Annotated in this window: 17 protein-coding genes; 2 read left to right on the top strand and 15 right to left on the bottom strand. The window is 37.0% G+C overall.

The features are described from left to right. Positions 1-70: 70 nt before the first annotated feature. The 3 genes from A8L32_RS01365 to A8L32_RS01355 form a co-directional block, all read right to left on the bottom strand. The gene (locus tag A8L32_RS01365) at positions 71-1015 is read right to left on the bottom strand and encodes a glycyl-radical enzyme activating protein (RefSeq protein ID WP_075589899.1); all 945 of its coding nucleotides are present in this window, start codon (positions 1013-1015) and stop codon (positions 71-73) included. Between the two features lie 15 nt (positions 1016-1030). Next, positions 1031-3304: a pyruvate formate lyase family protein gene (locus tag A8L32_RS01360; RefSeq protein WP_075589898.1), complete on the bottom strand. Its 2274-nt coding sequence runs from the start codon at positions 3302-3304 to the stop codon at positions 1031-1033. A gap of 108 nt (positions 3305-3412) precedes the next feature. Next, a complete protein-coding gene (locus tag A8L32_RS01355; protein ID WP_075589897.1) occupies positions 3413-4234 on the bottom strand; it encodes a helix-turn-helix domain-containing protein in 822 nt (273 codons plus the stop codon). Positions 4235-4341: 107 nt separating this feature from the next. On the opposite strand from A8L32_RS01355, the gene A8L32_RS01350 reads away from it, so the two are divergent. Both A8L32_RS01350 and A8L32_RS01345 read left to right on the top strand, forming a co-directional pair. After that, on the top strand, positions 4342-5748 hold the full coding sequence (locus A8L32_RS01350) for a sugar porter family MFS transporter (protein ID WP_075589896.1): 1407 nt from the start codon (positions 4342-4344) through the stop codon (positions 5746-5748). 271 nt (positions 5749-6019) lie between these two features. Beyond that, positions 6020-7096: a hypothetical protein gene (locus A8L32_RS01345; RefSeq protein WP_075589895.1), complete on the top strand. Its 1077-nt coding sequence runs from the start codon at positions 6020-6022 to the stop codon at positions 7094-7096. Positions 7097-7273: 177 nt separating this feature from the next. On the opposite strand, the gene A8L32_RS01340 is transcribed toward A8L32_RS01345, so the two are convergent. The 12 genes from A8L32_RS01340 to A8L32_RS01285 all read right to left on the bottom strand — a co-directional run bounded on the left by A8L32_RS01340 (position 7274) and on the right by A8L32_RS01285 (position 25834). Continuing rightward, positions 7274-8554 (bottom strand): glycoside hydrolase 5 family protein, encoded by a 1281-nt coding sequence (locus A8L32_RS01340; protein WP_075589894.1) that lies wholly within the window; start codon positions 8552-8554, stop codon positions 7274-7276. Positions 8555-8705: 151 nt separating this feature from the next. Continuing rightward, a complete protein-coding gene (locus A8L32_RS01335) occupies positions 8706-9956 on the bottom strand; it encodes an AGE family epimerase/isomerase (RefSeq protein ID WP_075589893.1) in 1251 nt (416 codons plus the stop codon). Between the two features lie 14 nt (positions 9957-9970). Then, the gene (locus A8L32_RS01330) at positions 9971-11740 is read right to left on the bottom strand and encodes an arylsulfatase (RefSeq protein ID WP_083631130.1); all 1770 of its coding nucleotides are present in this window, start codon (positions 11738-11740) and stop codon (positions 9971-9973) included. 136 nt (positions 11741-11876) lie between these two features. Beyond that, on the bottom strand, positions 11877-13253 hold the full coding sequence (locus A8L32_RS01325) for an MFS transporter (RefSeq protein ID WP_075589892.1): 1377 nt from the start codon (positions 13251-13253) through the stop codon (positions 11877-11879). Positions 13254-13331: 78 nt separating this feature from the next. Continuing rightward, positions 13332-13541, bottom strand: coding sequence for a hypothetical protein (locus tag A8L32_RS01320; RefSeq protein ID WP_075589891.1), 210 nt, complete (start codon positions 13539-13541; stop codon positions 13332-13334). Positions 13542-13553: 12 nt separating this feature from the next. Then, a complete protein-coding gene (locus A8L32_RS01315) occupies positions 13554-14774 on the bottom strand; it encodes an AGE family epimerase/isomerase (RefSeq protein ID WP_083631129.1) in 1221 nt (406 codons plus the stop codon). A gap of 68 nt (positions 14775-14842) precedes the next feature. After that, positions 14843-16024, bottom strand: a complete 1182-nt coding sequence (locus A8L32_RS01310) for a glycoside hydrolase family 130 protein (RefSeq protein WP_075589890.1) — start codon at positions 16022-16024, stop codon at positions 14843-14845. Then, positions 16024-17130, bottom strand: coding sequence for a glycoside hydrolase family 26 protein (locus A8L32_RS01305; protein ID WP_075589889.1), 1107 nt, complete (start codon positions 17128-17130; stop codon positions 16024-16026). Before A8L32_RS01305 ends, A8L32_RS01310 begins: the two co-directional genes overlap by 1 nt. Before the next feature lie 197 nt (positions 17131-17327). Beyond that, on the bottom strand, positions 17328-19277 hold the full coding sequence (locus A8L32_RS01300) for a glycosyl hydrolase (protein ID WP_075589888.1): 1950 nt from the start codon (positions 19275-19277) through the stop codon (positions 17328-17330). Positions 19278-19355: 78 nt separating this feature from the next. After that, on the bottom strand, positions 19356-21074 hold the full coding sequence (locus A8L32_RS01295) for an IPT/TIG domain-containing protein (protein ID WP_075589887.1): 1719 nt from the start codon (positions 21072-21074) through the stop codon (positions 19356-19358). A 14-nt stretch (positions 21075-21088) separates the two neighbouring features. Continuing rightward, positions 21089-22747, bottom strand: coding sequence for a RagB/SusD family nutrient uptake outer membrane protein (locus tag A8L32_RS01290; RefSeq protein ID WP_075589886.1), 1659 nt, complete (start codon positions 22745-22747; stop codon positions 21089-21091). 18 nt (positions 22748-22765) lie between these two features. Beyond that, a complete protein-coding gene (locus A8L32_RS01285; RefSeq protein WP_075589885.1) occupies positions 22766-25834 on the bottom strand; it encodes a SusC/RagA family TonB-linked outer membrane protein in 3069 nt (1022 codons plus the stop codon). Positions 25835-25934 lie beyond the last annotated feature (100 nt).

Below are 25934 nucleotides of genomic sequence, written 5' to 3'. Positions count from 1 at the left end.
AAAAAAGAACATCAAATATCTAAAAAAAGACAAGAGACAATAAGCCCACATATTTGAATACTAAAAATATTCAGTCCTTATTATTTCTTTCTACAAATCCACTAATTGTTACATCGATAGGTAATGACTCTTTAAGATGATTAATTCGTTCATAATCTTTAGCAGCATGCTTTTTTCCTTTGAAACCCCAAGCCATGTTCATGCGATTATATTTATCTTCACACAAATCATTAAACATACAAAGCTCCCATTTGGGTGCATGAGTAAATGTTTTCTGAATAAAACTCGCAATCTTTTTTAGACTTTCATTATCGTCATTCACTCCTGGTATTAGCGGCGTACGAATTTCTATATTTAAATTTTGAGTATCCTTTTTATAATTGTTTAAATACTTAATTGTTTCCTTTAATTTCTTTAATGGCAATCCTGTATAATACTTAGATGCTTGATCATCGAACAATTTAATATCGACGAATACAGTATTACAATACTGTAACATCTTACCTAAAGAAGGTAATGATACAACTCCAGAGGTATCCAAAGCAGTATTTACTCCAACATCTTGACACGCCTTTAATAATTCAACCACAAAGTCCGACTGCATTCCTGGCTCTCCTCCGGTAACAGTTACTCCACCTCCTGATGTTTCAAATAACATCTTATCCTGAAGGATAATTTTCATTAAGTCATCCACTGTATAATATGCCCCCAATGGTTCAATTGCTATAGTAGGACAAGGATTTACACATAGTTGACAACCCGTGCATTTTTCTCTATTTAGATAAACTCCCTTCTCAATTAATCCTAAAGCTTGTTCTGGACATTGTGATATACATGTTCCACAACCCATACATTTTAACGAATTAATCCAAACTTCAGGTTTTGGGTTAATACCTTCTGGATTATGGCACCAACTGCAGTGCAAAGGACATCCTTTAAAATAAATAACGGTCCTAAAACCAGAACCGTTATGCGTATTAAGTCTGTCTATTTTATAAATAAGACCTTTATTCATTAAAAGCTTTATCCTTTATAAATTCTGATAATTAACTCTCTCTATAAACTCTTTCTGAAATTTTTTATCCATAGTCACAAAATGACTCGAGTACCCGGTAACTTTTACATTAATATCATGATAAATTGGATTTTCATTATCATTCATTGCCTCTTCAAGAACTTTAAAATCCACTAGATTAAAATTAATCTGCACACCTCCTTTATTAAAAAAGTTTTGCGAAAAGCTATCCATTAGTTTTCCTGAATCAGAACCTGTTTTAAAGAAATTAGGTGTTAACTCTAATTGAAATGAGCCTCCCTGATATTTAGAAAAATCAAGTTTACAGAAAGATTCCACCGTAGCAGCAATGCCTTTATGATTCCTTCCATGCATTGGGTTCATACCATGTGCAATGGGCTCTGAGGCTTTTCGGCCATCTGGAGTTGCGCCTAACATAGGACCAGCATAGGTATGTCCCATATATTGAAACAAGGAAGGTCGGAAATTAAAACCCTTTATATTTTTCTTACTTTCCAGAATCTCACGCACATTTTCAGAAACTTGAATTGCCATATCATCACTGGCATCTTCATCATTTCCGAACTTAGAGCAATTCAGAAAATGCTGACGCATGATTTCTTGGCCTTCCCAATCCGACTCAATAGCCGCTTGCATTTGAGCAAGGGTGTATGTTTTATCTTCAAAAACTAGTTTTTTTATAGCATAAAGCGAATCAGATACATTAGGAACTCCCAAAACATTTACTGAAGTATAATTATACCTCACGGCATCAATATCCGTGCAATCACGCCCCTTCTCAATACAATCGTGCATACAAAAAGTGGTTACCATCTCTGGCCATACCTTTGCTTGCCAGTTGTAAGTTGCATTCTTAAAATCCACTAACGCATTGGCAGTTTTATCTACTTCTTCATTATAAATATTCCACAGAGCCCCAAATGAATCAATCTTTTGCTCGATTCCCAATTCAATGGCACGTTGCATTGGTTTAAGCAACACCAAACTATTTACATCCTGATCATTATATTCCGTTCCTACTCCACAGTACCATTGACACCCACTGTAGGCAATATTCCAAGCATCCTCAGGTTTATACCCTGATCGTACTTCACTGGCTTTTAATACATCATAATTAACCAAAGTAGGAACCCCACAACCATGGCGGGTTAAAATATCATTGGCATATGCATAAAATTCTTTATCCATTTCCGGATGCCACATTACACCCAAATGATTAATTCCACCTACTAGATCGTAGGCTTCTAAACACACCCAGCTCATCTCGTTAGTTGCATCACTACCATCTTGTAAACGACCGCCCAAAGCTGTGTAACTACCATATTTAATATACATCTCCCCTACCAGTTCGCGAGCTTCCTGACGTGTAAGGATACCTTTTTCCATGTCAGACTTATAAAAATCAATTAATAACTGATCTGTTCTTCCATAACCATTGCCATGACCATGCATACGCTCCACTACCTGAAACATCCAAATCCATTGCACCGCTTCTTTTAAGGTTTGAGGGGCTCTGGTCGCAATTGCTTCACAAGTTTCAGCAATAGATAAATAAATATTGAGCTGATCATTATTTATCTCACTAGCAGCAAGTTCTTTCACCTTATCCACATGGCGTTGTATATAACGGATGATGGATTCAATGACTAACTCAGATCCTGCTAAGTACTCGACTCTTTCACTCTCTCCTTTTTCCTGATATTGCTTCTTGTACTTTCTTACTTTATCAAGTAATCCAGTCCATCCTAATTTTAAACCAATACTTAAATCGGGGCAAGTATGCGCAAAGCTAATTCCTCCTGCTCCTAGCTCTCGTGCTAAAAACCCAGCTTCCTTTTGTTCATCAGGATATTGAAAGTGTCGCGCCTCATCCAATTGCCAATGAAATTCACCCACCAATGCTTCGTTCGCATAAACTTCTGCCGGACTGTGGTCGATAAAAAAGGCATAGTCTTTGGCCCAGTTTAAAGCTGATAATTCGAAACTATTATTTTTACGAGAAGGTATTTCTTGCGTAAAAGGAAAATCCATCCCATTATCCACCCTGGCACTATGGTCGCCAATCTCTATTCTACTTTCTTTATCCGCATGCTCTCCTGTAGCTGGAGCAAACGTTGATGCTTTTCCTGACCAATGATATACAAGGAACTCAGCATTATCACATAACACATGTCGTTTTTGACCAACAACCAATTGTAAACGCCTATCAATTAAGGCTTGCATCCTATTATCAGGTACAAATTTTTTCCGAACTTTAGATTCCTTCATCTTTATTAAGAAATTAATTATAAATTCCTTGACAAAGGTCGGACATAAGAAACAAGTACGCCTTGGACTAATTTTTCTAAAACTTGGATAATCTTACCTTATCTAATATTAAGGCAATTTTTTGCGATTTTCTTTTCGATACCTACCAGGACTTATTTTATATACGTTAGAGAATGTCCGAGAGAAATAAGCTTCATCTTCATAACCTAAGAAAAAAGCTATTTCTTTCACATTTTTGGTGGTATAAACCAATTGCCTTATAGCTTCCTCTAATCGCATTTGTCGAATATACACCAAAGGAGAAACTTCAAAATTCTTTGTAAATAAACGATGAAAGTAATTAGGCGACAAAAAACAAATTTCGGCTAATTTGCTTAATCGAATTTCAGATGTATAGTTTTGTGCAATATATTCGAGAGCTGGCAACAAACGAAGAATAGTATTATTGGTTTCAAATAACTTTGTATCAATAGAGTAAAATACCTTAGCCAAAGCAAACTGCAAAAAAGATTGAATTTCAAGCTTCGTAATTCTTTCTTGGTCGTTACTCATCCTACACAAAAAATATGGATTATACTTTTTAAATAAGGGCTGAAACGAGGTAAACTCATTAATATTTAGGATAGTTACACAAGATGTTGAGCGTAAAAGGTGGTTGAAATATACAGACTCTGGTATAAAATGAAGCCAATCCACTACAAATTTATCGATACATTTTTGTGAACTGATTGCATAACCATTAATTAAATACAAATTAGGACCTTCAATTGTATAAACCTTATTATTACTATAAAATTCAACCTTGCCACTCCTTAAAAAGTACAACTTAAAACAATTATCAATATCGTTGGCTGATTTATTCCAATCACTAGCTCCGCAATACGCACCACCATTTAGTAGCTTAATATTTGAATTAAAGTTTACTGACATATAATAAGATTATCCAAGTATTTGCAATGTTAGTTAAATTTATTCTATCTGCTATAGCTTTTTTTTGTAATCGATAAAATACATCTTTAAATAAGCAAACTATTTGCATGACTAACAACTCTATTAAATCACCTGAAAAAAAATCAATAGTATACTTATGGTTTGTAAGTATAGTTGCTGCCTGTGGCGGTCTTTTATTCGGATATGATGCCGTGGTAGTATCAGGAACCATCTCGCAAGTTGAAACACAATTTACATTTTCATCTGCCGAACTAGGATTTTACGTGAGCTGTGTTTTATGGGCATGTATGGTTGGTTCAGGACTTGCAGGTTGGGTTGCAGATAAATTGGGTCGCAAAAAGACCTTGATGACAGCTGCATTTGTATTATTGATTTCTGCTATTTGGAGCGGCGTTGCCCAGTCGGTTCCAGAATTAATTTCGGCCCGGCTTATCGGAGGATTGGGAATTGGTGCCGCAACTATGGTTTGCCCTTTATATATATCGGAGATATCGCCAGAGCAATATCGAGGCAGGATGGTTACTTTATTTCAATTAACCATAACCATTGGTATTATTATGTGTGTATTTGCCAATTGGGGTATATTCACCTATGCCGAGAATAACCAGACTAGCGACATAGCTACTTGGAAGAAATACCTACTCGTTACAGAAAACTGGAGAGCCATGTATTTAGCAGAAGCAATACCTGGTTTAATATTTATGGCTACAGCCTTTTTCATTCCTGAAAGTCCAAGATGGTTAATGCAACAAGAAAGGAAGACTGAAGCTGTAAAGATTCTGAAATATTTTAACCCCGCAAAGCGAGCAGAAGAAATTGGTGAAGAAATAGAAAGTACTGTAAAAGAAGAATCCAACGTAAAATTCTCTGATTTATTTACCAAAAAATTAAGAACGCCATTAATAATAGCCGTGCTTATCTGTTTTCTATCCGAAGCCTGTGGAGTATCCGTTGTGTTTTACTACGGCCCACAAATATTTGAAGAAGCAGGTTTTGCTTTAGGTGATTCTTTAGGTGGTTTTGCTACCATAGCCATTGTTAACTTTATAGCCACCATATTTGCACTACGCTTTGTGGATTCTGCAGGAAGAAAAAAACTGCTTACCGTTGGTATTATTGGTACATTTTTCGCGCATATTTTTATATGGTATTTATTCTCTACAAGTCAAACAGGCTGGCCTATTGTAATAGCCATCAATTTATTTGTTGCCTTTTTTGCCATGGCTCTAGGTCCCGTTAAGTACGTATTTGTTTCCGAAATTTTTCCGAATAAAGTAAGGGGAAAAGCCATTGCCATATCAACCTTTACCATTTGGGCTGCCAGTGCTACCATCAACTTCCTATTCCCTGTTATGAGAGAAAGTATGAGCACTGGTATAATATTCTTAATATTTGCTGGAGAATTACTTCTTTTATTCCCTGTTGTTCGCTATTGGATGCCAGAAACCAAAGGAAGAACCATAGAAGAAATTGAGAAAAGTTGGCTACAGTAGAGACTTGAATCATTTTCAACTTTAATAATTTTCGCAATTGCTCTCAGATACAATAAACCTAACTTTATAATACTTTACTTAAGGAAGCTTGATGAATTAACAGTCTTCTGAAGATGTTTTTTCAAAAGCATTTTAACTAGTTTTGTAAATAATTATTCATACAGGCTTAATCAAAATGCCTATATTGAATGTTATATGTTTACATGCTTCTGAGTATACGGCAGCATATTAAACATTTTTAACGAATTACGTAATCATCAAATCCTTAATAATGAAAAAGTTTTTATTTATTGTTTTCTTCTCAATATCAATTATTTCGCATGGGCAAATTGATACGACCCGTCAATCTTATGATTGGCCCTACAGCATGCCTATTTTAGGCAAACAAGCTTCGGAACGTGGTTACAAAATACAACTACCTTATGGCTTAAATGTAAATTACGTATACAACAGAATGGATCTTGAGATTTCATCCTTTGACATGACCATTGGTAACGACCCCAATTCTCCACTTAATCAGCTTATTTCTGAACACGTAACATTGGATAATTTAAATTTCACCAACACAATAGCTCGATCAAATGGAATGAATCTTAGAGCCGATGTTTGGATATTACCATTTTTAAATATGTATGGCATATATGCTAACAACACAGGTACTACTGAGGTTTCACTAAAACCGACATGGTTTGATGAAGAGGGAAATCTTATATTAGCTCTTCCCGAAATAAAAAGCTCAGTAGATTTCGCTGCCAATAGCTATGGTATTGGTACAACAGTAGTTGGTAAATTATATCGTGACTACTTTTTCTCTATAGATGCTAACATGACTTGGTCGCATTCTGAATTATTGAAAACACCAGCCAGGCTTGCTGTAGTCTCTGCTAGAGTTGGAGATCGAATAAAAGTAGGAAAAAACTCTATGTTAGCACTATACGTAGGAGGTATGTACAGAGGTTTTATGGATAACGATGGCAACTTTGGTTCTATCGCAATTCAACAAGCCTTACCTAATCTCGGTAGCAATGCACTCCCTGCTATAGATGATAAAATTGACTCTAATAACCAAAAGATAGCAGGGCTAGATCCTAACAAACCGCTTGAACAAAAACAGATAGAGCTTCTTGAACAACAAAATAAGATTCTCGGAGAATTAGGAACTGCTTTTGAGAACATTATAGCTTCTGATGTAGACTATGGTATTAAAAAGGATATCATTAACAATTGGAGTGTACAGTTTGGATATAACCTCGAAATAAACAAAAACCTTACCATTAGAGGAGAGTTTGGCAAAGGAACAGGAAATGATTTTGTTTTAACAGGTATCCAATATAGGTTTGGTTTGTAGCATGAAATAATTACACTGATAATTGAAAAAAAGCAGCTTCAAATTAATGAAACTGCTTTTTTGCTTTTCGTTTGGGATGGAGAGGTTCGAACTCATTCCTTTAAATATCTAAATCACAACACCTACTTCCAACATTCATAAGTTTTTCCTAATTCATTTTAAGATTAATAGAGAAACTCAATACTTCTTTATCAGATTAAGCGTAGTACTATCTGTATCATACACACCATACCATCCTTGTAACTCATGCGGAGGGTCACCTAAAAGTACATCTCCTTTTTGCCAATATTCACCAGGTCGTGATGGTCTTCCCTCCCCTGAGTAACTCCAGAAATTAAAACCTTTTACAGGCTCATTAGCTGCTACAGATTCTTTTACTTTTTTAAATAGATATTCAAAATATTTGTCGCGCCAATAGCTTGTTGCAGCAGGTAAATATGAAGAGCTATCGCGGGCAATACCAAATTCCTCCAACACAATAGGCTTATTTAGTTTTTTAGCGACCTTTACATGATCATTCCAATAAGCATCTACTTTTTGCAATGTTTCTTCAAAAACTTTTTCCCCATCGCCAGGCTTAAACCAACCCCAGTTTTGCGCCCAAATATGCATCGTTATATAATCGATATTAATATCATCATTATCTAACAATACATTTACTCCAGCCATTATTCCTGCTGTATTACCTTCAGTTCCTAGGCCTACCAAATGGTTTTTATCCAACGATTTTATATAAGCCGAAGTATTAGCAGTCCATGCTCTAAACTTTTCAGGCACATTTATACCTCTAGGTTCATTGGCCAATTGCCAAGCCATAATCGTTGGGTCATCTTTATAGGATAAGCCAGAAATTGAGTTTACACGATTAATCACTTTTTCAATGTGACTAATCAGCATATCCTGCGCCATGCTATTGGAATAAAAACCTGCAGAAAATTGCTGAAACTCATCCCACGAATGGGCTTCATCCTGAGGATAGGGAATAGGCACACCATCGGCCCATTTTATGTATTGTGGAAATCCACCACTCCAAGTCCAAAAATTACTCAACACCATTACAGCCTTCATATCTCGTTTAGACATTTCATCTAATAAAAAATCTAAGCCTTGCCAAATATCCTTATTATATACTCCTGGCGCTGTCTGTAAAGCGGGATGAATCGCAAAACGCATTGAGGTGTCAGCTTCACTTGCCGCTAACACCCTAAGGTTTGAAACACCTATTTCCTTCAGCTGATCCAACTCGCGTCTTAACCTGTCTCTATCACCTGATGCAGGAGCTCCAAGGTTCATCCCTTGCCAATAATTAGCTCCTTTAAAATGATAAGGTTTATTGTTTAGAAGAAATGAGCCGTCTTTAACCTGTACGAATTCATTTGGCAAATCAGCTTGTTGACATGAGAATAGAACAATTGTGGCAGCTATCCAAGTAGTTAAATAATACAGGTAGTTTTTCATTTTAGTTAGTTTTCCGGGACAAAAGAACACAGAGACACAGGGGCACTGAGTTTTTTTTGATTTATTTATATCTTTAAAAATTAGCAAAAACATGATAACTAGTGTAATCTTCAATTTCCGTTTTGGTGAGATAGATATACTTCTAGATGACCTAATTATTTGCTCCGGCCATGCCGGTTTCGTTTAATACTCTTAACATTTCGATATGATGATAAACTGATTTTCCTTTTTGGCCTTTGGGTTCGATGATTGGCTTCCCTTCTAAATCGATATTGGCAATTTCTCCTCCATTTTTAACATCTACAAAAGAATCAAAATAGAATTGCTTGATGGATTCGAACTCTTCTTTTAATTCCGGACAAAAAGACAAGGCAATTAAAGCTTCACAATGCTGCCACCAGGAACGATTCTTATCCAGCACCTTATTGGTTAATGGATTGATTCCTCCATAAAATCCTTTAGTAATAGAATCGTTTATCCAGATATCTTTTGTTAATGTTTCTTTAAGGATGCTTGTGCCCATTTTTTCATATTTCACTTGATTTTCAACAGAAACAAAAGGCCATTTTGCACTTCGAAGCATTAAAGCCGCAAACTGAAAGTTATGTCCTGGCGTTACCCAGGCTTTTTCTTTTGATTCAATCATAGGGTTCCACTTGTCGTCGAACTTTGTATTTACCCAACCTATGGAATCATTCCAAACCTTACTGTAAGCAATCGATAAGTGTTCTTTGATAATCTCTTCGTACTTGAGACGATTTGTTTTATCAGCCAACCATAAATTAGCCATATAAGCGGTTATGGGATACATCAACGACTGAATGGTCTTTGTTCCTGAAACTACACCAGAATTAAGATTATACTCGCTATAAAAACCTCCATTCTCTGTGTCTCTAAAGCGTTCTATAAATGCCTCATTAAGGTGATGTATTTCAGCTAATAATCCAGCGTCCTTACTAGAACGATAAAGCTCTGTAAGTCCGCATAAGCCATATGCTTGTTGCCAGATATCCAAACTTTCGGATTGACTGATTTTTCCTTCTCCTACTTCAGGAATAAAGTAAAGTCCAACACTGTCTTTTTCCAACATTCTTGACATTTGAAACTTAGCCAAACGTTCAGCTCGCTTTAAATTCTCAGGAAAGTATTTTGAAGAGTAGGCCAAGCCATAAATTAAACGGCTCAAAGCAACCGTATGAATTTTAGATGATATGGTATCTCCCAAAAAGTCAACTTCCGACAAATATACTCCTCGACTATTATCAAAAGCTTTATCGAAAAATGAAATAGAATTCTTAATCGAGGAATCATATGTATTCTCCTTTTTCACCTTTGATTGTGCACAAGACAACAAGACTAATCCAACCAGAAATAACAAACTATATTTATTCAAAAACACCATAAAATTCTCTTAGTTTAATTCTTTATTAAATGAAGTTCTTTTAACTCAATTGTTTTACTGCCCTTAATTTCCAACGCATGAACCTGCACCTTATATTTTCCTGTTGTAAGATTTAGTTTACCTACATTCAGTCTGTTCCAGTTTGTTTCAGGCGCCTCCTGTTCTCTCACCACCCTATCATAATTCTTAAAAGCCTCATGCTCAAACGGTATATCTATTGCAAATTCGACGGATTGTTCTCCAATTTGAATTTGCAGATTAGTACCTACATCCTCTGGTGCAAGCGCATAATATATTTCTAATTCATACTCACCTGAATCAATCACCTCAATCTGCCATTGCGCATAGGCTTCTGTGTTTGTCCAGAAATCAATCCAATCGTGTGCCCAGCCATACAAACTATGATAGGCAATACCTGTATGACGTCTGTCTTTTCGCGCTTCAAACGGAGGAAACAAATCCGCTTCGTGAGCTGGCAAAATTGTTTTGGGGTAATCGTTATAACCAACAGGTATAAATTTTTCCTCTATTTGCTTAGGTGAGACTTCTTGAAACCAAGTATCAAAAGCATTTTTCAAAGAATCATATAACTCAGGTTTTTCATGGCTTAGGTCATCTTTTTGACTGGCATCCTTACGTATGTCATACAAAGAATTTTCCACCATCAGATAAGGGTCGGCTAACACGCGTTTTCTTCCAAAGAACTCATTAAACAAATATCGTTTCGGGAATGCTTTATCTCCCTCCAAAAGGCTTTTAAAACTCTCTCCATCTAAAGGTTTATCGAAACTATATTTAATATTAGTTAAGGATAATAAAGTGGGTAATATATCTATGTGTGCCAGTGCCTCATCTATGATAACTCCTTTTTTAATTTGCTTTGCCCAATTAATAATAAACGGCACACGGACGCCACCTTCATCCACTTGGCCTTTTCTACCTTTTAACTCATTGTTAAAACGGTAATTCAAAGGCCCATTATCTGATAAATAAATGACTACCGTATTTTCTCTTATTTGTAAATTATCAAGAGTAGATAGGAGTTTACCAACATTATCATCTATATTTTCGCACATCCCATAAATACATGCATTAAAATCATCTACCCCCTTGCTCTTATATTTATCAAAATACTTATCAGGCACTTGCAAAGGTGTATGCGGAGTTTGATATGGTAAATAACAGAAAAATGGCTTCCCTTCCTGATTTGATTTATTGATAAATGAGATGGCTTCATCTGTTAGAACATCAGGTAAATAACCATTCGTTTTATAAGGTTTACCATTCTTTTCGATGGTAGTGTTAAAATAATTGCTCCAATGACCTGAGGTAAAACCCACAAACTCATCGAAACCACGTCCCATTGGATGATAAGGATAATGTGCTCCATTATGCCATTTACCAAATATTCCGGTTGCATAACCAGCAGATTTGAAAACATCTGCCACCGTTACTTCATCCAGACGCATGTCTTCACGTCCGCGAGTAACTCCAGTAACACCAGTTCGCTGATGATAGCGTCCTGTTAATAAACTGGCTCTGGTTGGCGCACAAACAGGACTTACATAAAAATGGTTAGCATAAGCTCCTTCACTCGCAAGCTTGTCGATAACGGGGGTTTCAACCCATGAATTCCCATTCATAGATAAATCGCCATATGCTTGATCGTCGGTAATAATTAACAAAACATTAGGTGATTTAACTTCATCATGCATGGGCACATGACAACTGAATGTACCGAGTAATAACAATACGAAGACTATAAATTGAAAAGATTTTTTCATTAAGGGAAAGTTAATTTTTTATTTCAATGATTTATGAGAGGTAAATGTTTGCCCTTTACTATCCGTGGCCTTTACTTTTAATAACCTGAGTTTGATATATCATTAATCTCTAATTTATATCGAAGACGTGTATAAGCTATCCTTCTCGTTTACTCGCTAGTTCGTCCGTAACTTTTGCCATGAACTTATCATTTAACTTATATAACAACAGTAAGGCGCCAGATAAAGCAGCCGTGAGGCCAGGAAAAATACTAATCATTAACTTGATTCCTTCCAACGATTGCTCTGTTTGTTCCGCATTAGCTTCAAAACCATAAGAAGCAAGAATATACAATGGTAATGCTCCTCCTGCCATCAAACCTAACTTTTGCGACATGGACGAAGACGAGAATAATAACCCTGTGGCTCGCCTTCCTGTTTTCCATTCGGAGTAATCCGCAATATCGGCATACATCGACCAAACTAGGGGTAACACAATGCCCGCACTTACGCCGTTAATAAAATTAAGTGCAAAAATTAAATATACTTGCTGTGGGTTTAACCAATACATTAATATACTTAAAATTGCGGATATGAACATGGCTACAATAAATGTAGTTTTTTTACCTAATATATTAGAAACTGGTATAGCCAATAAAACACCAACCATATTCGCCACCAACCAAATTGTCATATAAGCACCTGATAATTTACCCCAGCTTACATCACCAAAAAACGCTAAACTTTGATCTTGCACAAAGTATTTGAAATAATACATAATACTCGATTCTCGGAATGTTAAGAATACCAGCATTAAAATTCCCGCTCCTAGCATAATAAACCATTGTACATTCTTGGCTAAATCTTTTAAATCACTTCCTATAGAATTATTTTTTTTTAGCGCTTTTACTCTTTCTTTGGTCCATAGGTAAGTCATTACAAAAAAGAAAGCAGCAACAATGGCGTATATCACCACCATATATGAATAACTTTTGGCATCAGAAGCACCTGCATTTTTAAAGAAATCGAGTATATAAGGAGCAGAAGCTGTCATGGCTATTCCTCCTGAGTAAGCTCCGATAAACCTGAATGAAGCCAAGCTCGTTCTCTCTTTAGGATCATCCGTCATCACTGCCATTAACGAGCCATACGGTACATTAATAGCTGTATACACCATCATCATTAAGGTGTAAGTAATGTAGGCATAAATCAATTTTCCAGAGGGACCAATATCAGGCACCGAAAAAGTCAGAATTCCGATGACACCAAATGGTATAGCTACCCATAATAAAAATGGACGAAACTTGCCTTTTGAGGTATTGGTTCGGTCGGCAATGATTCCCATCAAGGGGTCGTTTAAACCATCCCAAAGGCGAACCATTATAAACATCATAGCCACCGATTCAGGACTCAACTCCACCACATCTGTATAGAAGAAAGTTAAGTACATGGCAAAAATCTTCCAGAACATAGAGGATGCAAAATCTCCAAATCCGTAGCCTATTTTTTCTTTAATATGTAGTTTTTCTGACATAATATTTTGATTTACAAACAAGGAATTTTAAGTACCCCATTTTTTTGCTTATTACAACACGCTTATTGATTCTTTTTTTTACGCCTTTAGTACGTAACTCTTACTATCGCTAAATTTAAAATTCAGCACCACTAAAAGTCGTTTATCATTGGCTAATTTAGCCGATATTCCAATTACTTCCTGAGGTGAATTTTCATATATACATTGCCCTGATTCATTAAATACAGTGACTAGATTTATACTTTCTACACGCTGAATTATTAAATTAATCCCATCCCACGACACCATCTTTATTAGTTTTTATTTGCACCTATTAATTCGTTCAGAAACCTCCATTAATGCACGTCCATTGTGATACGGGCATTTCCAAAAACCCACTTTATCTTCACATGTAATAGGATCACCATTTTTATCTACCCTCCAATACCATTCTCCATGTCCTTTATCGATGAGTTTATCTTTAATAAACTTCCATATTTTCTCCATGCTAATTAGATATGCAGTGTTGCCATTTATTTGCCAGGCATCTACCAAACCAACCATAGCTTCGGCTTGAGGCCACCAGTGTTTGTCACTATCTAAATGATGCTCTTCTTGCTCATTAAATAAAGCACCATCTGTATCACAGCCCTCTTTTATGGTGATATCAACTAAATTAAGAGCAGTTTTCTGTATGTTTATAAGCAGCTCTTCATCGTCAATTAACTCTGCTGCTTCATGCATCAACCAGGCTCCTTCAATATCATGACCAAAGGAAATAGCTTTTGATTTAATTGTCCAGTCCATTTCAAAAAATAGATTGAAGTGACCACTTTTTTTATCGATTATTTTATCCTGAAAAATATGGAGTAATGACTTAATACTTGCTTTTAATGAATGATTAGGCCAAACCCTATATAAACAGGCGTACGGCTCTAATAAATGAAGATGAGTATTCATTGATTTGGGCATATTGGCATCTTTATCGCTCAACCTCATATCCTCAAGATTTTGCCAATCCTTACCCAAGGCTTCTATATAACCTCCAAAGTCTTTATCCCAATATTTTTCTTCTATAATAAAGTAAAGCTCTTTCGCATATTCTAGGGCTTCCTGATGGCCCGTTGCCCTATGATATTCTGCTAAACCGTAAACACCAAAACCTTGGGCATAGGCTTGTTTTCGAGAGTTCTCTACCGCTCCTAAATAATCAACAGACCAATAAAAACCACCTTCTTCCTTATCCCAAAAATTTTGCATTAAATAATGGTAAGCAACATCTGCCAGTTTTTCATATGACTTTTTTCCTGTAACTCGATAAGCAGAGGAAAAGGTCCATAAAATACGGGCATTTAAAACCATACCTTTGGTAGCTTTCTCATTTATATTACCAAAGTGGTCTATCTGCCCAATAAAACCTCCGTTTTTTTCGTCCCGCGTTTCATTGGCCCAATAATTCAAAAGCCTAATTAATTCTTGCGTCACCTCCTGACCTAACTTTTTCAACTCAGTCCTTATTGAGTTATCAGCTATTATATTCATATTTTATTTATTGTTTTAGTAAATAGAATAAATAATTAGAGAACACCCCATGAGGTGTTCCCTAAAAACTACTTACATAAACTATAATTCTTATCAATTAATTCGTTAATAGTTTCTACAGACAAATGTGAGTGTAGTTTATCTTGAGGCGAATTCATACAGTAATCTAGTAACTGTTCCACTGTTGAAGTCGCCACGTGCATTCTTGTATCTGATGATGCATAATATATCTTCACCTGCCCATCGTCATCCTTAATCCAACCATTTGAAAACACCACATTAGATACATCTCCAATTCGTTCTTCTTGTAAAGGTGCTATAAAATGTCCGTGTGGCTTATGCGTTACTACCCAAGGTTTTTCTAAATCGGTCATAAACATATAAAGCGTATATCTTAAACCTGCTGCCGTATTACGAACACCATGAGCTAATTGCAGCCAACCATATTCTGTTTTAATTGGAGCAGGCCCTAAACCATTCTTCACCTCATAGATGGTATGATAAGTCTTCGGGTCAACTATAAGTTCTTCCTTCACTTCCGGTTTTTCAATTGATTCAGATAATCCAAAACCTACTCCACCACCTTTACCTGTATCAATAAATCCATCCTGAGGACGGGTATAAAAAGCGTATTTGCCTTCGATTAAATGCGGAAAAAGTACAACATTACGTTGCTGTCCTGTGGTAGATATTAAATCGGGCAAACGCTCCCATGTTTTTAAATCCTTAGTACGTGCAATACCCGCTTCAGCCATAGCGGTTGATGTATCACCTTCTGGTGCATTAGGGTCTTTTCGCTCGGTGCAAAAAACTCCGTAAATATAACCATCATCGTGCTGGGTTAAACGCATATCATACACATTGGTATCAGGCTTATCATTTTGAGGAAGTGTTATTGGTCTATCCCAAAATTTAAAATTATCGATACCATTGGGACTTTCCGCAACAGCAAAAAATGATTTTCTATCGTTCCCTTCCACTCTTACCACCAATAAATATTTACCATTTAGCTTGATAGCTCCTGCATTAAATGCCGCATTAAAACCAATACGTTCCATTAAAAACGGATTTGTTTCCTTATTTAAATCGTAGCGCCAACTCAACGGAATATGATCTCTGCTTACAATTGGGTTTTCGTAACGAGCATATATGCCATTGGTGCTAAATTTTTCTTTATTCGTTTTTTCAATCAGTGCGTTATGGTCGGCTTTAATCTTGCTCAACCTTTCCTCAAATGATAGCTTCTCCATTATAAATTCTTCTTTAATAAGTCAATATAGTCGTTTAATAATAGTATGTGATTGGCCTCTAACATTACTTTGGCATCAGGGGCTGCGGGGTGACCTGGGTAGGGAAAAAAGAAATGTACTTTGGGATCATTTCTCCATACCATGGCATAGCTTAATTCTTTTTTAACCAATGAATCGCTAAGCACTACTCCGAGCTTTTGTGTAAACCATAAAGAGTCTGTTACATTAGATAATCCTGTTTCGGTTAATGCGGATAGTTTGCCTTTTTCATTGGCTGTTTCGATAACAACATGCAGTTTTTTAATCACATCTTGTTCTCCATTCTCCTGTTTAAAATCCCAGTAATTATCCATGCCTAGAATCTCAACCACATCATCACCAGGATACCAAGTCAGGTATTCATTTTTTGTATCAAAATTTCTGTCAGGAGAATAGGCTACCAACATTTGCGACATTCCTTTTTCATTTCTAAGATACGCTACAGTAAATCGAAACAGGAGCTTCAATTCCTCAGGCGTACAGGCCTTGGTACCCCACCAAAACCATCCGCCATCCATCTCGTGCCAAGGACGAAATATAAATGGTATGGATTGTCCAGTATTATCTTTTAGCTCGTTAAGAAATTGAGCCACCTTATCTAATTGATTTTTAAAAGCCTGATGATGCGAACCACCTGGTAGAATATGCTTAACTACCACTGCATCTCCATTCCATGAACTGATGCTATCAATTGGTGAAAATGGGTGCCAGCTAAAAGTATTAACACCTCCTTTTTCATGCCCATAGATAGCTAAACGCTTCATGGCATCAAAAGGAACACTATCTAAGTTCACTTCTCTATCTTCTTCTATTCCGCCAAGTTCCCATCCAAATAAAGCTGGATAATCGCCCGATACACCTTTCACATCAGAACCTCCTTTACTGTAGCTCCAATGCATTCCGTATGCTAGGTCATCCTGATGTCCAAATAAAATACCTTGTCCTTTTATTTTATTTAGATGAGTGAAAATTGGATTGATTTCGCTCGCTTTATCCGTTGTATTATTACAAGAGATAAATGTGACGATGGCTATTAGAACCGTGATTGTTAATTGTTTTATAGACATTATTTTCAGTTTAAAAACACAGCATCTCAAGGACACTGGTTTCATTTTTCTTTTAACGTAAAATTGTATTTGTTTGAATTTTTGCGTTTCAACCTATTTCTTCACTTCACAGGTTTATTGCGCCGATTTATTCCTTTTCTAAGTTTCCTATGCATTGCACTGAACTATTGCTCCGTTGAGCTAAAGCTTCTATCCTACTACTCATACATATTTAAGACTTTAACATCATCCATAAAAAGCGTTTTACCGTCGTTCTTAAAATCGATAAACTTATCCTTAGCGCTTTGAGGACTATTTTCGTCTGGAATAAATAAATCACTTTGATTAGCGTGCCAGGGAGCATTAAACCAAGAGAGCACCCACGCTATTCTCACTTCACTTCCTCCTTGTTTTATGGATTCTAAAATCACGTCGCCCCAAAAACCAGATGCATTATTAATAAAGTCGTTGCGGTAACCCGTTTCGGCCAGAATAGCCACCTTGTTATGATTCAAAGCAAATATTGATAAATCGATGAGCTTAGTTTTAAGGTCCGCTACATTAGGTTCGTAAATATCAAAACCTACCACATCAACAAAAGAATCGCCTGGGTAATATTGCGTATGAACCTGACCATTAGGAGACCATGCAAATAGTATTTGATTACTACGCTCCTTTATATATTCTACTGTAAGGCGATAAAAATCGATATACAACTGAGCATTATGGTGAGTAGCAGAACTTCCCCACCAAAACCAATTTCCATCCATTTCGTGATACAAACGGAATACTACAGGGAATCCTAAATCATCATTAATAATTCCTAATATATCATCCAACTCATCATAAAACCATGCTCGGGCTTCATTATTATCATTTACAATATCATACATCAAGCTTTTGTCATTGGCTGATGTTATATCGCTCATATATATCTTATGGTCGTGTTTACTTTGCTGATGAAAATCAAACGTAACAATGGCTCCATTGGCATAAGCCGCTTTGGCTTCATCAATGTGTAACTGACGCTGTTCAGCTGTTTTGTACATCATATAATGCGGGTCAATTCCGAATACGCCCGGATGGTCGCCACTTACTTCTTTACAATCAGAAGTGCTTAAATCGTTTCTAAGCCCATTTAATTTAAAGGACATAGGAAACTCCTGACCAAAAGCAAAATTTTCGCTAATTGCCATGGCTCCCATATTAGTTAACAAGTTTTTTGTAGCCTGTGTTGCATCACCATCTATTGGAGTATAAACGCCAGCCTCTTGCACCATTATAGTTACACCATCAGAACCTGTAGCTCCTTGCCCATCACTCACCATTAACTCAATTTCATGCAACCCAATTCCTAATGTTATTTCTGGTTTCACTCCTGAAGCAATTAGTGTACTCCCTTTTTTCCATTCGTAAGTAGCAATAGAACCTTCGGCATCTGAGGAACCCGAACCATCCAATTGAACATTCGCATTAGACTGGCCTTGGTTTACCAAAATCGTTTTATCTTCGCCCGCATCGGCTATAGGCGCTTGGTTGTCTGCTTCCGTAATCGTAACTGTATAATCTTTCTCTGCTCCATCCGTTTCTATCAATTTATAAACCAGTGGTGTTGCAAAATTATTGACTGTTGTTCCAGATACTTGTTCCGCGCCATCCACATATAGTTTGGCTCCTTCAGTTACTTCAAAAATGGCGGTTAATGCACTTAAATCAGTACCATTTATAACGGTAGCTGTAATATCATTTGATGTGATTATAAACTCAACATCGCTTAATTCTTTTATACTAAATGAAGCAATAGAAGCTTCTTTAAAAATAGATACTGTATAATTTGTTTTTGTACCGTCTTCGGCACGTACAGTATAAGTAACTGGATTATTGAAGTTGTTTTTGTTATATCCAGAAGTTTGGGGAGTATTGCCAATAAACATCATGGCAAGTGGTGATATATCAAATTCTGCTGTTAAATCACTCAAATCATCATCTTCGCTTGCTTTTGAGTACCAATTACCCTCTGCATCTTGCTGAAAAGTAATCATTAACTCCTGCACAGAGAAACTATTTAATTCGGACAAATTACTTTTTGTATCCTCCTCTTTGCTACACGCCACTACAGTAATAAGAATTAAAAGTGCGCCTATTACTTGCTTATACAATTGCCTCATGATGAATAAATAAAATGTTGATAATGCAAGCCAACCGTAATCAGTTGGCTTGCGTATTATTAATAATTCAGATCGCTTTTAATATCTAGGACCTTCCGTAATAGAGAACTCATCCATACTGATTAAAACTTCGTTTTGATCATTTCGAGAAACAATGATTTCAACTCTATCAATCGCTTCAGCTGGGTTCATTCTTTTTAAGGTCTTATAATGAGCACCTAATTCTGTAGAATCATCACTCCAGTTTTCAAGATCTTCGTTAAATAAGCTAAACTGATGATTAGTCCAAAGCCCATCGTTATTCGGGAAGAACTTACGAACCATAACTAACTGTTCGTCATATTGGTACATACGAACAATAATATATTGCTGCCCTAGGCCTTTTCCTGTATTTAAAGCCATCGATAAATACGGATCTTTAAACTTAGATAAGTCAGTTGTTTTAGTATCTACCGAGATGGTATTACCCCAGTAACCGCCCCAGCCACCTGCAGCAGGATCGTTACCAAACGTATAAAAATGGCTACCATTAAAAGCAGATATTTGATCGGCTGCTGGACGCAAAGTATTATCTAACGAACCAATAGTTATATCATTATTAACCTGATCGGGATGGTTTTCGGTATCCTCAAAAGTTAATAAATCAATCTTTGCAGGAATATCTGTTGAACCAATTGGATCACCTGGCTCCAACACACCGTCGTACATTCCTTCAGTAATTTTCATGTAGGCAATATCAACATCTTGCTGTGTTCCTGCATTACCTGCTTTAAAGCCTAACTTTGGTTTGAATGCTCTGGCATCAAACTCGCCGCCTTCCCATCCTTCATTCAAAGGTTGAGAAATAATCATCCATTCGCCTTCCGTTCTGAAACCATAGTTAAAATGACGCCAATTACCATTTTGGTCTTCCATTTGGAAATAACCAGCGCTACCAACTGGAGTGCGCACAACAAACGTCAAGTATGGATTTACAAAGGTAGATACATCAGGTACTTCATCAGAAGTCATTTCTCCTGTTGCTTTATCCCAACCATAACCAGGCGCTCTTAATTGGAAAAACTTATCCACATTACCCGGACAATCAGATCCGCCAGCCTCAACAGTTGCCGTTGGCTCTCCTACATATAGATGGTTTCCATCCTCAAAATCCCAAATAATTAATTCTTTGTATTCGATAAACGGATAAGTAACATTTACGTTTGGTACTTCAGGAATAGCATTAGGCCCTAAGCTTTTAAAACTAACCGTTACAAGCTGTCCAGGCTTTAGGTCAACTTCACCAGAGTTTATTAATATTTCCGAAGGTTTACGTGTTAAGATAGGCACACTCTCTCCATCGATATATACTTCTGTAATCACATCAACATTTTCACCTTCCACCTTAAACTGAAGTCCTTGCGGAATATCATTAACCTTTGTAACGGTTACTTCGGGATAAACAGGGTTGAGTAATTCATCGCTCTCGCTATAGCGACTGAACACATTAGCCACACGCAATAATCCTTGTTCAAAGATTCTTGGTAGCTCTACCGACATTTCCGTCTCTGTACCATTTACATTGATCACCTTACATTCGGTACCATTGATAGTAACCACAGCATCTGCAAAATGCGCTCCTTTAACGGTTATTTGCGAACCTATTGCCACATCACCAGAAACAGAAATTTCTGTAAGCTCTGGTATTGGCCAGTTTATATCATAGTCTTGCGACAACTCTTTCTCCTCGCACCCTGTTGTAAATACTAACAAGCCAATTAATAAGGAGAATAAGCTATATTTTAATATATTTTTCATTTCGGTATAATTTATTAGTATCCTTTATTTTGAGTTAAGCCCCAGTCATTTACTTCAGATTCTGGAATAGGCATTAATGGCACTTGTACACCATTTTTACCATCGATACATTTCTCTACACAGTTTGCACGCAAGCTCACATTCTCGTAACGAAGGTTGCCATCGTTATTTGTAAAAGTTGCTTGTTTGTGGTCTAGCATATCTAAGTACTTACCATGACGAACTAAATCCCAAAAACGTAGCCCCTCATTAGCCATTTCAACACGTTTTTCTTTCAGCAATAAATCAATGGCAGCATCTCTTTCTGCTGGCACTCCTAAATAAGGTAAGTTACCTCCCCAGCCTGTTGAAGGATAGCTTAACTGACCTTCGGCAAAACCGCGCGCCATAGTACTTGTGCGAGCACGAGCTCGGATGGACTCAATAATGTCTTCGGCCACTGTATAATTACCTAATTCAATTTCAACCTCGGCATGTAACAAAAGAATTTCGGTATAACGCATTTTACGGATATTGTAAGCACTACTTTTAGTAATGGACGGTTTCTCCGCATCAGCCATAGCTGTTTTTCTATTTAAATACGGCGTCATCATTTCCTCTAGCTTATAGTCGTAGGCCATTCCTTGAACAACACCTCCGTTATATACAGGTCCATAAACCGAACAACTTAAACGAGGATCCTGGTCTTCAAAAGCATCCACTAGGTCCTGTGTAGGATTTTGAAATCCCCATCCCCAATCACCGCGGTTACCCGTAAACTGATTCAAATTAGTTCCTGTTTTTTCAGGTGCATTAGCCGTACTTCCTTCAATCATTTGTAATTCGAATATAGACTCACTTGCATTTTCACCTACGAATTCATTCAGTTGTGCATAATTAGTCATTAAAGAATATTGACCTGAACCCATAATAGCGGTTGTCAGGTCTTTAACTTCCTGATAAGTTACCGTTGACTCCGCATCCATGCCAATTTGATACATACGAAGACGAGCTAGATAACCTTGAGCTGCACCTAAAGTGGCACGTCCCATATCTGAGCTTGCATATTCCGATTTGTTTGGTAAGCGTTCAATAGCTTTTTCAAATTGTAAAGCTGCATACTCAAAAGTTTCGTGATATGAAGCGCGAGGAATACTTCCGAACTCTGCTGATCCTACTGGCTCATCAAATAATGGCACACCGCCAAATACACGAACCATATAGAAATAAAAATAACCTTTCAAGAAATAAGCCTCTCCTTCTAATCGGGACTTTAACTCTGCATCCAAAGAACTTTGTGGTAACCATTTTAAAGCTACATTAGCTCTGTAAATACCATCAAAACATTTAATCCACACAGACTCTAATACACTATTTGAAGTACCAGATCTCCACTCAACCATATCTTGTATAGGCTGTAAATCCGCTTCTTTTGATCCTTTCTCGGCATCATCAGCTAATAAATCTCCAAAGAAAAACTCGTAATTATGCGTTAACCATTGTCCATCAGGACCAGAACCTTCTGACTGACCAATAACATCATAAATACCATTGATGGCAAGTATGGCATTATCTGGCGTTTCAAAGAAATTCTCTTCTGTTTCACGTGCAATTGGGTCTACTTCTAAGAAATCGGAGCAAGCCGAAACCATGAACGCAGTTAGTATTGCACTTATATATAATAACTTTTTCATCTCTATCTACTTTTCAATTTAGAAGTTAACATTGATACCACCCGTTAAAATAACTGGCGTTGGATAGGTTGCGTAATCTACTCCCGGAGCAAGGTTAGCACCATCTAAGTTTCCCAGTTCTGGTGTCCAACCCGAATAACTAGTCAAGGTTAACAAGTTATCGCATGACATATAAACACGCACTTTGGAAAGTTTTAATGGTGCAACAATAGACTTTGGAAGTGTATAACCTAACTGGATATTACGTAGGCGCACATAAGAACCATCCTCTACATAACGATCTGAGAAACGACCATTTTGGTTGGCATCTGCCACAGTCATTCTTGGCTCCATACCTGTTGGGTTATCAGCAGACCAACGGTCTAATCTATCCGTACGATAATTAGAAAGAACGCCTGAAGTATTAATCCAGTAGTTGATACCATTTACAATTTCGTTACCAAACACACCGATTAAAGAAGCTCTAAAATCAAGCCCTTTATATCCTAAGCCTAGATTTAAACCTCCAGAAAAATCAGGTGCTGCACTTCCTAAATAAGCACGATCCTCACCATCAATTTTTCCATCATCATTATCGTCTACAAATTTTACATCTCCAATTTGAGCATTAGGCTGAATAGGACTTCCATCCTTCACATGCGCATCAAGCTCTTGTTGGGAAGTAAAAATCCCATCCGTTTGTATACCATAGAAATAACCAATTTCACGACCTGTTTCTGTTCTCGTTGTAAACTCGGCATTTCCTGCCCAACCATTCATACGTCCACCAGAGATAGCTTCTCCTCCAGCCATGTCAGTTATTTCTTGCTTCACTAAGGAACCATTTAAGCTGATATCATATTTAAAATCACCTTTTTGTTGATTCCAGCCAACGGTAAATTCAAAACCTGAATTTTTCATAGAAGCTGCATTCACCACTGGTCGCCCGGCTCCAACATAATAAGGAATTGGCTTACTGATCTGCATATCGTTGGTACGTCTATCAAACCAATCTAAAGTAATATCTAATTGTTGGTCGAATAAACCAATGTCTAAACCTAAGTTCAGTTGCTCCGATACCTCCCACTTTAAATCTTGATTACTTAAAACAGCCGCTTTAGCTCCTTCTGCAGCAGAACCATCAAATGCATAAGTATAACCCAAACGCATTAGCGACAAATAATTCCAGGCTCCTACCGCGTTGGCATTACCTACTTGTCCCCAACCTCCGCGAAATTTTAAGCGGGAAAGCACATCAACATCTTGCATAAAGGCTTCTTCTTTGATATTCCAACCTGCAGAGAACGATGGGAAATATCCCCAACGTTGATCTTCGTGAAATTTAGAAGAACCATCGGCACGGACAGTTGCCGTAAATAAGTATCTATCCTTGAAAGAATAATTGGCACGTGCAAAATAAGATAGTATTCTGTTTTCTTCTCCACCACCATTCAATTGAAAGGTAACTGGATCTTTAGACTGATCGAAATACATTAAATCCTGCACACCTGGTATGTTGTAACGCGTACCAGAAATACTGCTCGATTTAAACACTTGCACTTCTGATCCCAATGTAGCATTGATACTATGATTACCTGTTCTTTTTACATAGTTGAAAAAGCCATTCCATGTTAAAGCCGTATTGCTACCACGTTGCTCGTATAACGAACTTAAGTCGTTTCGCTGATCAACAGCAATGTAATACTCTTCGTAATAGTTTTTAGAATTAAAGAAAGTTAGCTGAGCTGCTCCCATCGTTCTAAAACTTAATCCTTCCACAAAAATATCATCAATATTTAAGGTGAAATTAGATACCAAACGATGATCGCCTTGTGTTTGATCTTTTGATGCATCAATAGCACGCATAGGGTTTGTTACAACCACACCACCCATAAAACGCGAACCATAATTATTGGTAAAATCGTCCCATGCTGGCGTTAAAGGATCCATACGAATTCCCACTGGTAAAGCACCCGTAAAACTGTCATTATTATGATTATTCTTTTTGTAAGTAGAATAGGAAATATTGGCATCTAAGCTTACTTTTTCAGTAAAATTATACTTGTTATTGATGTAAGTATATAACTTCTTCATGCCACTATTCTTGATTAAACCTTCCTGGTTGAAATAAGTAACACCCAGATTATAAGTGCTTTTTTCACTACCTCCACGAGCCGAAATAGAATAGTTTTGAATAGGTGCCACCCTGAACATTTCGTCTTGCCAATCAGTACCCTTACTATTATTAGCAATCACTTCGTTTAATATGCGTTGTTCATCCGATGGTACCGAAGCACCGTCGTTAGAATAAGCCTCTAATCGTAAAGTAGCAAACTCAGAAGCCGTTACCATATCAATGGTATTAGAAGCCCATTGTGCCCCTCCATATGCAGAAACCTCAAATTGTGTCTTACCTTCTTTACCTTGTTTGGTAGATACAAGCACAACTCCATTAGCTCCACGCGAACCGTAAATAGCTGTTGCCGATGCATCCTTTAGTATTTCAATACTTTCAATGTTAGCTGGATCTACAGAGCTTAAATCACCCATAGGAAATCCATCTACCACATATAAAGGTGACGAATTACTCCACGAACCCGTACCACGAATACTAATATTCATACCAGCTCCTGGCTCTCCTGAGGTAGGCGTAATATTTACACCTGCTACTTTTCCTTGCAAGGCCTGTACCGCATCTGGTGTAGACGGCCCCTTAAGCTCCTCACCACCAACCTTGGCCACAGCACCAGTTAAGTCACTTTTACGTAATGATCCATAACCAACCACCACAACTTCGTCAATATCTTGCACCGACGAACTTAATGCAACATCAATAGTAGCTTTACCTGCTACCTCAATTTCTTGCTTATCGAAACCAATAAATGAAAAAACTAAAACTGCATCCTCCGATACATTACTTATAACATAATTACCATCAATATTGGTAATGGTACCATTGGTAGTTCCTTTTACTACAATAGAAACTCCTGGCATCGATTCTCCTTTTGAATCAACTACCTCTCCGCTTATTGATCGCTCCTGTGCAAATGCCACCCAGCAGGTAGACATTATTAACAGCGTCAAGAATAATCGCAGATTCCTTTTCATAAACATCTGTTTTGTAAGATTTAAATTATACATTCTATTAATCTGATTTCCGGAAATAAATCATCGATACAAACATATATTCAATCCTACCCTACATCAA

Origin of the sequence: Labilibacter marinus, assembly GCF_001659685.2 — a bacterium.
GTDB lineage: Bacteria > Bacteroidota > Bacteroidia > Bacteroidales > Marinilabiliaceae > Saccharicrinis > Saccharicrinis marinus.
Note: the sequence above shows the minus strand (reverse complement) of the source record. Positions and strands in the feature narration are given on the sequence as shown.